16 protein-coding genes and 1 tRNA gene are annotated in these 12,378 nt (G+C 61.9%); 11 read left to right on the forward strand and 6 right to left on the reverse strand.

Annotated features, from left to right (window positions below):
- Positions 1–13: 13 nt before the first annotated feature.
- Entirely contained in the window at positions 14–1,015 is a 1,002-nt protein-coding gene (locus J7557_RS08515) for a Gfo/Idh/MocA family oxidoreductase (protein ID WP_291419282.1), read from the forward strand.
- Here the strand turns inward: J7557_RS08515 and J7557_RS08520 are convergent.
- The gene (locus J7557_RS08520) at positions 1,012–1,578 is read right to left on the reverse strand and encodes a TetR/AcrR family transcriptional regulator (RefSeq protein WP_291419284.1); all 567 of its coding nucleotides are present in this window, start codon (positions 1,576–1,578) and stop codon (positions 1,012–1,014) included. The genes J7557_RS08515 and J7557_RS08520 overlap by 4 nt on opposite strands.
- A gap of 70 nt (positions 1,579–1,648) precedes the next feature.
- On the opposite strand from J7557_RS08520, the gene J7557_RS08525 reads away from it, so the two are divergent.
- From J7557_RS08525 to J7557_RS08535, 3 genes are all read left to right on the forward strand, one after another.
- A complete protein-coding gene (locus J7557_RS08525; RefSeq protein ID WP_291419286.1) occupies positions 1,649–2,665 on the forward strand; it encodes an NAD-dependent epimerase/dehydratase family protein in 1,017 nt (338 codons plus the stop codon).
- A 78-nt stretch (positions 2,666–2,743) separates the two neighbouring features.
- Positions 2,744–2,819 (forward strand) — tRNA-Ala (locus tag J7557_RS08530).
- A gap of 73 nt (positions 2,820–2,892) precedes the next feature.
- Positions 2,893–3,570: a YoaK family protein gene (locus J7557_RS08535; protein WP_291419287.1), complete on the forward strand. Its 678-nt coding sequence runs from the start codon at positions 2,893–2,895 to the stop codon at positions 3,568–3,570.
- On the opposite strand, the gene J7557_RS08540 is transcribed toward J7557_RS08535, so the two are convergent.
- The 3 genes from J7557_RS08540 to J7557_RS08550 are packed head-to-tail and all read right to left on the reverse strand — an operon-like array spanning position 3,567 to position 5,352.
- A complete protein-coding gene (locus tag J7557_RS08540) occupies positions 3,567–3,854 on the reverse strand; it encodes a GNAT family N-acetyltransferase (RefSeq protein ID WP_291419289.1) in 288 nt (95 codons plus the stop codon). The two genes, J7557_RS08535 and J7557_RS08540, sit on opposite strands and share 4 nt — an antisense overlap.
- A 2-nt stretch (positions 3,855–3,856) precedes the next feature.
- Positions 3,857–4,810 carry an N-acetyl-gamma-glutamyl-phosphate reductase gene (gene argC / locus J7557_RS08545; protein ID WP_291419291.1) on the reverse strand — a complete coding sequence of 318 codons (954 nt, stop codon included), beginning with the start codon at positions 4,808–4,810 and terminating at the stop codon, positions 3,857–3,859.
- A 56-nt stretch (positions 4,811–4,866) separates the two neighbouring features.
- Positions 4,867–5,352, reverse strand: a complete 486-nt coding sequence (locus J7557_RS08550; RefSeq protein ID WP_291419293.1) for an SRPBCC domain-containing protein — start codon at positions 5,350–5,352, stop codon at positions 4,867–4,869.
- Positions 5,353–5,477: 125 nt separating this feature from the next.
- On the opposite strand from J7557_RS08550, the gene deoD reads away from it, so the two are divergent.
- From deoD to J7557_RS08565, 3 genes are read left to right on the forward strand one after another with little or no spacing between them, the layout of a single operon-like run.
- Positions 5,478–6,188, forward strand: a complete 711-nt coding sequence (gene deoD, locus J7557_RS08555; protein WP_291419295.1) for a purine-nucleoside phosphorylase — start codon at positions 5,478–5,480, stop codon at positions 6,186–6,188.
- Entirely contained in the window at positions 6,185–6,808 is a 624-nt protein-coding gene (locus J7557_RS08560) for a hypothetical protein (RefSeq protein WP_291419297.1), read from the forward strand. The genes deoD and J7557_RS08560 overlap by 4 nt, the downstream gene beginning before the upstream one ends.
- A gap of 14 nt (positions 6,809–6,822) precedes the next feature.
- Positions 6,823–7,185, forward strand: a complete 363-nt coding sequence (locus J7557_RS08565; protein WP_291419299.1) for a DUF1304 domain-containing protein — start codon at positions 6,823–6,825, stop codon at positions 7,183–7,185.
- 155 nt (positions 7,186–7,340) lie between these two features.
- Here the strand turns inward: J7557_RS08565 and J7557_RS08570 are convergent, their stop codons facing one another.
- A complete protein-coding gene (locus J7557_RS08570) occupies positions 7,341–8,732 on the reverse strand; it encodes a M20/M25/M40 family metallo-hydrolase (protein WP_291419301.1) in 1,392 nt (463 codons plus the stop codon).
- Between the two features lie 149 nt (positions 8,733–8,881).
- Between J7557_RS08570 and J7557_RS08575 the strand changes: the two genes are divergently transcribed.
- Positions 8,882–9,658, forward strand: a complete 777-nt coding sequence (locus J7557_RS08575; protein ID WP_291419303.1) for a FadR/GntR family transcriptional regulator — start codon at positions 8,882–8,884, stop codon at positions 9,656–9,658.
- Here the strand turns inward: J7557_RS08575 and J7557_RS08580 are convergent.
- Positions 9,655–10,695: a helix-turn-helix domain-containing protein gene (locus J7557_RS08580; protein ID WP_291419304.1), complete on the reverse strand. Its 1,041-nt coding sequence runs from the start codon at positions 10,693–10,695 to the stop codon at positions 9,655–9,657. The two genes, J7557_RS08575 and J7557_RS08580, sit on opposite strands and share 4 nt — an antisense overlap.
- Positions 10,696–10,876: 181 nt before the next feature.
- Here J7557_RS08580 and leuD point away from each other — a divergent pair, with 181 nt between their 5' ends.
- From leuD to J7557_RS08595, 3 genes are read left to right on the forward strand one after another with little or no spacing between them, the layout of a single operon-like run.
- Positions 10,877–11,482: a 3-isopropylmalate dehydratase small subunit gene (leuD, locus tag J7557_RS08585; RefSeq protein ID WP_291419306.1), complete on the forward strand. Its 606-nt coding sequence runs from the start codon at positions 10,877–10,879 to the stop codon at positions 11,480–11,482.
- Between the two features lie 5 nt (positions 11,483–11,487).
- Positions 11,488–11,916, forward strand: a complete 429-nt coding sequence (locus J7557_RS08590; RefSeq protein ID WP_291419308.1) for an N-acetyltransferase — start codon at positions 11,488–11,490, stop codon at positions 11,914–11,916.
- A gap of 5 nt (positions 11,917–11,921) precedes the next feature.
- Positions 11,922–12,317 carry a RidA family protein gene (locus tag J7557_RS08595; protein ID WP_291419309.1) on the forward strand — a complete coding sequence of 132 codons (396 nt, stop codon included), beginning with the start codon at positions 11,922–11,924 and terminating at the stop codon, positions 12,315–12,317.
- Positions 12,318–12,378: the final 61 nt, after the last annotated feature.

Genomic DNA, 12,378 nt, shown 5'->3' on the forward strand with positions numbered 1-12,378 from the left:
AAGGGAGACGAGAATGACGAAGAAAGTGCGCTGGGGGATTTTGTCGACCGCCAATATCGGCATGGCCAAGGTGACGCCGGCCATCCAGAAGGCGGAAAATTGCGAAGTGGTGGCGATTGCCTCGCGCGATCTCGGAAAGGCCCGCGCGGCGGCCGGCAAGCTCGGCATTCCAAAAGCCTATGGCTCCTACGAAGAGCTCTTTGCCGATCCCGAAATCGACGTCATCTACAATCCCCTGCCCAATCACCTGCATGTGCCGATGACGCTTGCCGCTGCGCGGGCGGGAAAACATGTGCTGTGCGAAAAACCCATCGCCATCACGGCTGGGGAAGCCGAAGAACTCCGCCAGGTGCCGGCGGGGCGCCTCGTCATGGAAGCCTTCATGATCCGCTTCCATCCGCAATGGCAGCGGGCGCGGGATATCATCCGCTCGGGCGAATTGGGGGAAGTGCGCGCCATTGACGCCGTCTTTTCCTATTTCAACGCCAATCCGGACAATGTGCGCAACCAGGCCGATATTGGCGGCGGCGGGATTCTCGATATCGGCTGCTATCCGATCACGTCGGGCCGGTTCCTTTTCGAAAGCGAGCCGCAGCGCGTGGTTTCGCTGGTCGAGCGCGATCCCAATTTTGGCACCGACCGCCTTGCCAGCGTGATGATGGATTTTGGTGCGGGCAAGCGCCTCAGCTTTACCTGCTCGACCCAGCTCGTGCCGCATCAGCGCGTGCAGGTTTTTGGCACGAAGGGCAAGCTCGAGATCGTCATTCCCTTCAATGCGCCGCCCAATGAACGGACCGCAATCCTGGTGGACACCGGCTCGCCAATCGACGGCTCGCTGGCGCGGCGGGAAATCCTTCCGGCCTGCGATCAATATACCGAACAGGCTAGCGCCTTCGCCAAAGCCGTCCTTGGGGAGATTCCAGCGCCCTACGGCGTCGATGATGCCATAGCCTCGATGAAGGTGCTCGACGCCATCTTTGCCAGTGAAAAGTCGGGTGCCTGGGAAAAGGTCTAGTTTTTGGGCAGTTCCGGCGTGATCAGCCGCTCGGCCAGAACCGGCAGGGCGGCGCGCACGGAGGCTTCATCCACAAGTTTGCGGGCGACGCCATAGGCCGCCGCCTGCACCAGCCGGTTGAGTTCGGTCGGCTCGCGCACCCCGGCTTCGCGCAATTGCTGCACCATGGTGTCGCTCATCTGCGTATCGAGCGTGCGGAAGCGGAGCGAGACGCGGCTATGGGTCGAATAGAGTTCTTCGGCAAAGGGCGAGGTTTCGACCACGGCGGCTATGGTGCCATATTTGCCCGCCAGGGCCGCGCCGATACGCTGGGCAACGGTGCCGGGCCCGGCCATGCCCGCCTCGAAAGCGGCGGTCAGCGCGTCCGACAGGTCGTCGAGCAATGCGGTAAAGACCGTGTCCTTGTCGGAAAAATAGCCATAGAGCGTAGGCTTGGCGACGCCGGCGGCGCGGGCGATCCCCTCCATGGTCGTGCCGCGCAGGCCGTCGCGCACAAACAGCAGTCGCGCCGCATCGAGAATGCGGCGGCGCTTTTCGGCGGCGCGATCGAGGCCAGCTTCCATCATATACTCCACACCTTGAACGAACTGAACGATTGAACTATATATCGTTCAGTTCGTCAGGAGAACAATCATGACCGATCGTGTTCTGCTTACCGGCATTTCCGGCTTTCTCGGCGGCCATGTCGCCCTTCAGCTTCTGAATTCTGGCTACACCGTGCGCGGCAGCGTGCGCAACCTCAAGCGTGCCGACAAGGTGCGCGAAACACTGCGGCACCATGGTGGCGATGTCTCGCGTCTCGAATTTGTGGCGCTCGACCTGATGCGCGATGCCGGCTGGAACGAGGCTATGGAGGGCGTTCGCTATCTCCAGCATACCGCCTCGCCCTTTCTCATCCAGATCCCCAAGGACAAGATGGAGCTGATCGGCCCGGCCGTGGAAGGAACCGAGCGCGCCCTCAACGCTGCCAACAAGGCCGGTGTCGAGCGGGTGGTTCTCACTTCCTCCATGGCCGCCATAGCCTATGGTCATGACAAGAGCCGCAAGACGCCCTTCACGGCCAAGGACTGGACCGATCTCAATGGCCGCGCGGTCAATTTTTACCAGGAATCCAAGACCCTGGCGGAAAAGCGCGCCTGGGAAATCATGGACGCTGCCGGTCGTCGCAACGCCCTGGCGGTGATCAATCCGAGCGCCATTTTTGGCCCCCTTCTCGATGATGATCCCGGTACGTCTGCTGTCATCGTGCAGCGCCTGCTCGATGGCTCCATTCCGGCCGCGCCGCGTATTCCCATGACCATTATCGATGTGCGCGATATCGCGGCCGCCCATGTCGCTGCCATGACGGCGCCCGATGCCGGCGGCAAGCGCTTTCCCATGGGCGAGCGCACGGTGTTCTTCCTCGAAGCGGCAAAAATCCTCCGCGAGCGCTATCCGGAGCGGCGCATCCCGAGCTTTGGTATGCCCGACTGGGCCGTGCGCCTCTATGCCCTTTTCGATCGGGATATGCGCGACAATATGGGCGAGCTTGGCTATATCAAGCAGCTCGATTCCAGCGACGCCATCGCCCTTCTCGGCCGCCCGCTCCGCACCGCCCCCGAGGCCCTTCTGGCCACTGCCGACAGCCTCGTGTCGCAACGTCTCGTTTAGCGCATTTATAGGGCAAGGGCGGTCCACGATCCCCCTTGCCCTGTCAGCGTTTTATGTCCATATCTCAGCCATTGGTGCGGGGCTGTAGCTCAGTTGGGAGAGCGCGTCGTTCGCAATGACGAGGTCAGCGGTTCGATCCCGCTCAGCTCCACCAATTCTTTCCAAATCGGTGCTATCAGACCTTTGACCCGCCTGCGGCGGGCATGATTTGCCCGGTGGAGGCAAAGGTGCTGATCAGCGAAGGCAACAAACGCACATTCAGGATCGACGGGCAACTGGCCGTGCTCTTTGCGGCCATTGCCGGGGCGCTCAATGCCGCGGGTTTTCAGGCTGCGGGGTTCTTTTCGGCCAATATGACGGGCAATGCTTCGTCATTTTCCGATCATATGGCGCTCGGCGATTGGTCGCTGGCTGGGCTTTTCGCGCTGTTCATCTCGGCCTTTGTCTTCGGCGCCATGATTTCGGGCCTGCTCATCCAATGGGGTGGGGCGCGCCAGAGCCGGGCCAAATATGCCTATGGCATCGTGCTCGAAGGCCTGGTGGTCTTCGTGCTTGGTGGCGCTGATCTGCTGCACATTCTCCCGACCCATGGGCTGATCCTTGGCCTCAGTTTTGCCATGGGCATCCAGAACGCCGCGACGACGCGGATTTCTAATGCACGGGTGCGCACGACGCATGTTTCGGGCATGGCAACGGATATCGGGCTGGGTCTGGCGGCGCTGCTTGGCGCGCAGTCACGGGATCCGGAGTCCACGGCACGGCTCAAGCTTTATAGTATGGCCATGGCCGCTTTCATCTTCGGCGGCATTTTGGGCGTTGCCGCCTATCTCGCGATAGGCGGCTGGCTGTTCGTCGGCATGGGAGTGTTGCTCATGGCCGTCGCCCTCATGCGGGCTTTTCACTAGGCGAGCAAATCCGTCCATTCCGGATGACGGCGGAATTGTACCACTACATAGGGGCAGACCGGGGTGATCTTGAACCCTTCGGCGCGGGCATCGGCGATGGAAGCCTTGACCAGTTCCAGGGCAATGCCCCGGCCCTCATATTCCTTCGGCACGCCGGTATGGTCGACGATGATGCGACCATCCTCGCGGCGATAGGTCATCTCGGCCTCGGCGCCGGGCGCGAGATCGATCACATAGCGGCCGCGGGTCGGGCCTTCTTCGCGCCGGATGTTGTAATCCCCCATGGTCAGGCCGCGAGGCTCTCGGCCGCCGCAACGCCGAGCATAAGGTTGAGGTTTTGCACCGCCGCGCCCGAGGCGCCCTTGCCGAGGTTGTCATAGACAGCGACGATCGCTGCCTGAGCGCGGGCGTCATTGGCAAAGACATGCAGGGTGAGGGTATTGGTGCCGTTGTGAATCTGCGGATCGAGCGCCGGGGTTTTTGCCAGAGCCGGATCGTAGGGAGCGACCTTCACAAAACTGTCTTTGATGCCGGCAAAATGGTCGGCTATGGCGGCGTGGATTTCGGCGCCGGTCGGCACCTTGGCGAGCGTACCAAGCTGCAGGGGCAGGGCCGTCGTCATGCCTTGAGCAAAATTGCCGACAACGGGCTCGAACAGCGGTTCGCGCTTGAGGCCGGTATAGAAGGTCATTTCGGGCACGTGCTTGTGCTGGAAGGTCAGGCCATAGGGCATGAACTGGCTGGCATCGGCGCCTTCGGCGACGTATTCCTCGATCATCTGCCGGCCACCACCGGTGTAGCCGGAAATGCCGTGATAGATGACCGGGTGGTCGGCCGGGATGAGGCCGGCCGCGATCAGCGGACGCAGGCCTGCGATCAGGCCCTGCGGCCAGCAGCCGGGATTGGCGACGAAGCGCGCATTGGCGATCTTGTCGGCCTGATCCTTGTCCATCTCGGCAAAGCCATAGGCCCAGTCGGGATTGACGCGAAAAGCGGTCGAGGCGTCGATGATGCGGGTCGTGCCGTTGTCGATCAGCCGCACACTCTCCTTGGCCGCATCGTCGGGCAGGCAGAGGATGGCGATATCAGCGAGGTTAAGGAGGCGCTTGCGCTCGTCCTGATCCTTGCGCTTGTCCTGGGCGATGGAGATGACCTCGAGATCGCGACGGCCGGCCAGGCGCTCGCGAATCTGCAGCCCCGTGGTTCCTGCTTCCCCGTCGATAAAGATCTTCGCGACCATGTCCTTGGCTCCCGCGCAAAATTGCTGGTGTTAAATGGGGCTCTGGCCCCCCGCCGTCAAGCGTTTAGCGTCGGCGGAATATCGCGCCGTTCTATGACATCCTCTATGCCAGTGAGCATGGCTATCCAGCCCTTTTCGGTCTGTGCCAGCCAGTCTTCCCATTGAGCGTCCATCTCGTTGTAGAGCGTTACCACACTACCCGGTCCATTGGGCTCGGGTTCGATGATCAGGCTGACGATGCTGGGGTCATCCTCTGCGCTCTCATCGACGATCCAGGAGAAGGAGATTTTCGTCGGTCGATCGAGCGCGAGAAAAGTGCCCCAATGGCGGGCTTCGCCACTTTCGCGCTCATCGGCAAGGAGAAAACTGCCGCCGACGCGCGGGTCGATCTGCGACTGGGTCAGGCGCCCGTTCTGGCCGGAGCGCTTGAGCCATGCTGCCTGCCAGCGGCGGGCCAGAACGGGATCGACGAAGGCGTCGAAGACCCGTTCGGGGCTGGCGCGAAAACGATGTGTGACCTTGGCTTCGATTCTATCGGACATCGACAGCCTCCTTGGCTTTGTTTGCAAGGAGAATGCGCGGGTAGGGAAGGCCGTTCCGTGCCGAGGATTGTCAAGGCACGCGACCGGTGGCAATGCTCGGGGGATTCGGAACAGAGGAGAGCAGCATGACCCCGCACAATCACGCCAAGGAAGGCGACTATGCTGAGGCTGTACTGCTCCCCGGCGATCCCCTGCGTGCCAAGTGGATTGCCGAGACGTTTTTCGAAAATCCGAAACTCGTCAATTCGGTGCGCAATTGCCTCGGTTATACCGGCACCTGGAAGGGCAAGCCGGTCTCGGTGCAGGCTTCAGGCATGGGGCAGCCGTCGCTCTCGATCTATGTGCATGAGCTGATCAATGTTTACGGCGCCAAGACACTGATCCGCGTCGGCACCTGTGGCGGGCTCAATGCCAAGGTGAAGGTCCGCGACGTCATCCTGGCGCAGGCGGCGTCGACCGACGGTTCGATCGTGAAGGGGCGGTTCGGGGCGTTCAATTTTGCGCCCATCGCCGATTTTGGCCTTCTGCGCTCCGCCGCCGACAAGGCCGATGCCAAGGGCCTAAAATTCCACGCGGGGAACATGCTGTCCTCGGATATTTTCTACCATGCCGACGGCTTTGCCGGTTACGACAAGCTGCCGGACCACGGCGTCATCGGAGTCGAGATGGAAGCAGCGGCGCTCTATACGCTGGCCGCCCGTTTTGGAGCGAAGGCGCTCACCATCTGCACCATGACCGATTGCCTCATCACCCACGAGGAAATCAGCGCCGATGCGCGCCAGACCTCGCTCAAGGACATGGTCGAGCTGGCGCTCGACGTGGCGGTGGAAGCGTGACGATTGCCGATCGGCTGGCCGGGGCGCTGGATCGCCGCGACGAGGAGCCCAATGTGGCCCTTGCCGAGGAACTGGCGGCCTCCGGCGACAGCCTGGAAATTGCCGAACTGGTCGAGATCGTGCGCTCGGGCACGGCGCGTCAGCGTAATGATGCGATGAAGGTGCTTTACGAGATTGGGGCGCGGAGCCCGGATCTCATCGGCCATTATTGCCCGGCCTTCATTGATGCGCTGGGCAGCGGCAACAATCGCCAGGTCTGGGGCGCGATGACGGCGCTCGATGCGTTGGCGGAAATTCGCGCGGATGAAATCGCCGCCGAGCTGCCCAAGGTGATCGAGGCGGCCGATCGGGGTTCGGTCATCGCTAGGGATCGCTGCACCTCGCTGCTCGTAAAGCTGGCTCGCTCTGGCTATGCCGAAAAGGCAGTGCCCATTCTTGTCGAGCGGCTGAAAGACGCAGCGCCAAACCAGTTTCCGACCTATGCCGAGGAAACCGCAAGCGTCATTACGCCGGAAGAGAAGCCGGGCTTTCTCGCCATTATCCGCGAGCGGCTCGATGGCATGATGCAGAAATCCAAGCGCGACCGCATGGAAAAGCTGCTGCGCAAACTCAACGGCTAGTTAGGAGACCGGGCATGACGCTCGTCGCAAATATTCTCGTGGCGCTGGTCGCCCTGATCCACATCTACATCGTGCTTCTGGAAATGCTCTGGTGGACCAGTCCGCGCGGCCAGAAGGCCTTTGGGCTGACGCCGGAATTTGCCGAACAGACCAAGACGCTGGCCGGCAATCAGGGCCTATACAATGGCTTTCTCGCCGCGGGCCTGATCTGGGGGCTGTTTCACCCCGACATGGCCGTGGGTTGGCAGATCAAGCTCTTCTTCCTCGCCTGTGTCGCCGTCGCCGGCATTTACGGCGCGGCCACGGCCAGCCGGAAGATCCTGTTCATCCAGACCCTTCCGGCTGTGCTGGCGATTATTGCGCTGGTCTTCGCGTAAGTCGGCGGGATACTGACTGCCAAATTGTCTTCACCACCGGGCCTGTCCCGGTGGTCCATGCCATCCGCAGGATGACCGGCTCCCCAAGATGGATTGCCGGGACAAGCCCGGCAATGACGATGGATGGGACAGCGGTGGCTTGGCAGAAAGCTTTCTTACTTCGACAGCGCCGCCAGCACGTGCACCCAGGAGCGGATGCCGCGATGGAAGCTGTCGAGGTCGTATTTCTCGTTGGGGCTGTGGATCTGATCGTCCACATGCGCAAAGCCAATAAGCAAGGTGTCGAGGCCGAGGATCGACTTGAACTCACCGGCGACCGGGATCGACCCGCCAGAGCCGGTGATCACGGCCTGCTTGCCCCATTCGGCTGACAGGCCGGCCAGCGCCTTGCGCAGGAATTCGCCGTCGGCTGGCACCGTGATGGCCGGCGAGCCGCCATGCGGGATGAATTCGACCGAGCAATCGGCGGGAATCATCTTTTCGACATGGGCGCGGAAGGCAGCGCGGATTTTCTTGGGGTCCATGCCCGAGACGAGGCGGAATGAAATCTTGGCCGAGGCCTTGGCGGGGATGACAGTCTTGAACCCGTCGCCGGTATAGCCGCCGCTCATGCCGTTGATTTCGCAGGTCGGGCGCGACCAGAGCATTTCGAGGACCGAGCGGTTCTGCTCGCCGGCCGGGACCGACAGATCGACGCTGCCGAGGAAGGCCTTTTCGTCAAAGCCCAGGCCCTGCCACTGCGCCTTCAGCTCGGGCGAGATTTCGGCGACGTCGTCATAAAAGCCCGGCAGCGTCACCGAACCATCAGGCGCGCGGAGGCTGGCGATGATTTCGGCAACCACCTGATTGGGATTGCGCGCGGCATTGCCGAACATGCCGGAGTGAAGATCCTTGTTGGCGGCGGTGACGACGATCTCGTCGGCCACAAGGCCACGCAGCATGGTGGTGATGGACGGGGTCTGGCGGTCCCACATGTCGGTGTCGCAGACCAGAGCGATGTCGGCCTTCAGTTCCTCGGCATTGTCGCGCATGAAGGGCGGCAGGTTCTTGCCGCCGGATTCTTCCTCGCCTTCGAGCATCAGCGAAACCCTTACCGGCAGGCTGCCGGTAACCGCCTTATAGGCACGGCAGGCTTCGATGAAGGTCAGCATCTGGCCCTTGTCGTCCGAGGCGCCGCGGGCAACGATGATTTTCCGGCCTGAAGCGTCTTCCTTGATCTGCGGATCGAAGGGGTCGGAATTCCACAGGTTCAGCGGATCGACCGGCTGGACGTCATAGTGGGCATAAAAGAGGACATGCGGGCCGGCCTGGTCGGGACCATGGGCGACGACCACTGGATTGCCCGGGGTCGGGCGGGCACTGGCGGCAAAGCCGAGGCCGTTCAGCTCCGTGGCCAGCCAGTCAGCGGCCTTCTGGCACTCGGCGGCAAACGCCGGATCGGTCGAGATCGACTTGATGCGCAGGAGATGAAACAGCCGATCGAGGCTTTGGTCGAGGCCCGCATCCACATGGGCAAGAACGGCATCGAGTTGGGCTTGGTCGGTCATGGCAAAATCCTGCGGCGAATTCACGAAAAGAACTGGGCGCAACATGGCGAGCCCGGGCCGCTCTGTCCAGCCTCGGACATAAGCCAATATTGTCATACTTATTCACCTGTGCTTAGGTCGCCTGACCATTCGGCAAGGAGCCAGCAAGCATGGATCGATCAGGCGGCAGAGCGCGCCATTCCGGCGACCTCATCGCTGCCCTGTCGGGCCGCAATCTGGCGCACAACCTCCATTCCGACGTGCTCTGGGACATGGGCTTTGCCATCGTCTCGGGCCAATATGCGCAGGGCTCCATCCTGCCGCCCGATACCGAACTGCTCGACCGGTTCCGCGTGTCGCGCACGGTGCTGCGCGAAGCGTTGAAGACGCTTGCCGCCAAGGGCCTGATCGAAGCGCGGGCGCGCATCGGCACGCGCGTGCTGCCGCGCAATCGCTGGAACCTCTTTGATGCCGACGTGCTGGCCTGGCATTTTGAACTCGGCCCGGAAGTCAGTTTTTTGCAGAGCCTGGCGGAAGTGCGCATCGGCATCGAAATCGAGGCGGCGGCGCTCGCAGCAGAGCGCCGAACGGAAGAGCAGGCAAAGCTTCTGATGGCCGCTGTCGATCGCATGGAAGGCGCCCGCACGCCCGAGGATTTTGCCCGGCATGACCTCGAGTTCCACAAGGCCGTCGCGGATGCTTCGGGCAATCCGTTCATGGCCTCCATTAGTGCGCTGGTGGAAATGGCGCTGACGGCTGCCTTCACGATTTCCTCGCCGGTCAATGAGCCGGAGGCGCTGACGCAGACCGTGGCCGTGCACCGCGCCATCGCCCAGGCGATCGTCGACAAGAGTTCACAGGGCGCCCGCGAGGCCATGCGCGTGGCGATTGCCGAAGGCTTTGCGCGCGCGGCCGGCCGCATGGAAGGTCTTGAGGTGAAACCCTAGAGCGAAATGGCGAGTTTTCCGGTCAGCGTGCTGTGAAAGGTTACCCCGCCTCCCGTAAGGGCCTGGGTCAATCGCTCGGCGGTGCGCCGTCGTGCCACCTCGATGACCGGAGCCGTCGCCTCCTCGATCCGCATGATGGTGCTCGCCGAAACGCCTGACTGTTCGGCCAGCACCGGAATGGTCCAGCCGAGCAGGTTTCGCGCGGCGCGCAGCAGGGGGCCATTGAGCAATTCTTCGCTTGCCGCCGCATTCGCTTCGAGCCCGCCCCGTCCCGGTTCGACAAGCGTCGTCAGCCCCAGCCATTCGATAGTTTCGCCGGTCTCGTTGAGCACGGGCTGGCGCACCGTGCGCATGGGAACATATTGGCCCGGCGCCCGCTCGACGCGCACCTCGGTGACGCTGCGTTCGGGGTGATCGAGACCGGCAAGGGCCTGTGCTCGGTCGTCGGGATGCACGGACGAAAACCAGCTGTCGAGGGTGAAGAGCGAGGTGTCGGGCAGATGAGCATTTTCAGACTGCTTGACCCGCTCGATCACCCTGCCATTGGGTGAACTGAACCAGGCAATGTCCACATCGAGCCGCTCGAGCACCGCTCGCAAGCGCTGGCGCATGAGCACGAGGTTCTTTTTGAGGCTCTCTTCTTCGGTGCGGTCGAGCACGCAGATGATCCAGCCCACCGGACGGCGCGCTTCGTCGGCCATGCGCTCAAAACGCATTTCGAGGCGCCGCTCCGTGCCATCCTCACGCAGGATGCGCAGATCACGCTGGGTGGGCAGCGTATCGCGCATCAGCATGTGAAAGCTTTCGATGAGGCTGGCCCGGTCGTCGGGATGGGTGCGCGCCTCGATGAATTCAATGCCGATCGGCTGGCCCACCTGATCGAGCGTTCCGGCCAAAACCAGCAGGCCATCGGATGGCCGCACCTTGCCGTCCGCGAAAGACAGCGTGAAAAAGCCAACGCCTGCCATGGTTTCGAGCGCCCGCAAAAGCTGGCGTGATGTCGGCTGATAGGATTTCGTCTGGCCAAGTTCAGGCACAGGAGGCACTGGTCCCTGCATCACCCGCCCCCCCGAGCGCAAGTTGAAGGTAAGACCGTTCAGGGCGTCAGGAGTAGACAAACGGAGTGCCTGCGGTCAAGCGCCGAACGCTTTCGTCCAGAGCCGACTTGACCCAGACCCCGGTTTGGCCCAAAGCCTCAAGGCAAAGCGAGGTTTTCCGATGGAAAAATTCACCACATTGACGGGTGTCGCGGCGCCGTTGCCGATCATCAATATCGACACCGATATGATCATCCCCAAGCAGTACCTGAAGACCATCAAGCGGACCGGCCTCGGTACGGCCCTGTTTTCAGAAATGCGCTACAATGAAGACGGTTCGGAAAATCCCGAATTCGTGCTCAATAAGCCGGCCTATCGTCAGGCCAAGATCATCATTGCCGGCGACAATTTTGGTTGCGGCTCGTCGCGCGAGCATGCTCCCTGGGCCCTGGCCGATTTCGGTATCCGCTGCGTCATTTCCACCAGCTTCGCCGACATTTTTTACAACAATTGCTTCAAGAACGGCATTCTGCCGCTCGTTGTCTCGGCTGAGCAGCTCAAACTCCTGCTCGACGATGCCGATCGGGGCTCCAACGCCACGCTGAGCATCGACCTCGAAGCCCAGACCATCAAGGGCCCGGATGGTGGCACGCTGCATTTCGATATCGATCCGGCGCGCAAGCACATCCTGCTCGAAGGCCTCGACGATATCGCCGGTACGCTGAAATCCGATCCGGCCATTTCGTCCTTCGAGGGCAAGATGGCCAATGAGCGTCCCTGGCTCTAAGCCGGATGGTCGAGATCACCTATGAACCGGAATTGCAGCCTAATAGCCGGGCTGCAATCGTTGAAGGCCTCATGGCGTTCAATGCCAGCAAGACTGCCGATTTCGACGGGCCCGTGGCCACTATCGGGCTGACGCTAACCAACCCCGAAACCGGCGTGATCGATGGCGGGCTCGCCGCGCGGATCGGTTATGCATGGATGTTCGTGGAACTGCTCTTTGTGCCGGAGCGACTGCGCGGACAGGGCATTGGCCGCGATCTGATGCTCAGGGCCGAGGCCGTAGCCCGCGAAAAGGGTTGCGTCGGCAGCAGGCTCGACACTTTTTCGTTCCAGGCGCGTGGCTTTTACGAGAAGCTTGGCTACTCCGTTTTCGGCGAAATCACCGATTGCCCACCCGGCCACAGCCGGTATTTCCTCCACAAACAGCTGAGCTGACCAAAATGGTTCAACGCGTCTCTACCGGTTCGCCCTTTGAAGCGACCTTCGGCTATTCCCGCGCCGTGCGCCACGAAGACACCGTCTATGTCTCGGGCACCACGGGCTACGACTACTCGGTCATGAAGATGCCCGAGGGCGTTGGCGCCCAGGCCAGGAATGCCCTCGCCACCATCGACAAGGCGCTCAAGGAAGCGGGCTCCTCGATCGAGGACACGGTTCGCGTCGTCTACTATGTCGGCGATCGCTCCTATGTGGATGAAGTCGTCGCCGCCGTCGGCCCGGTGTTCAAGGATATTCGCCCGGCCGCTTCCATGCTCATCGTGGCGATGATCGAGGAAGGCATGAAGATCGAGATCGAAGTGACCGCCCGGATCGGCGCCGCCACCAGCCATAGCTGATCCCCAAAAGCTCATGAAAATGTGACAGCGCTCTTTCGGGGGCGCTGTTTTGTTTTGGGCG

Origin of the sequence: Devosia sp., from assembly GCF_017744655.1 — a bacterium.
In the GTDB taxonomy this organism is placed as follows: domain Bacteria; phylum Pseudomonadota; class Alphaproteobacteria; order Rhizobiales; family Devosiaceae; genus Devosia.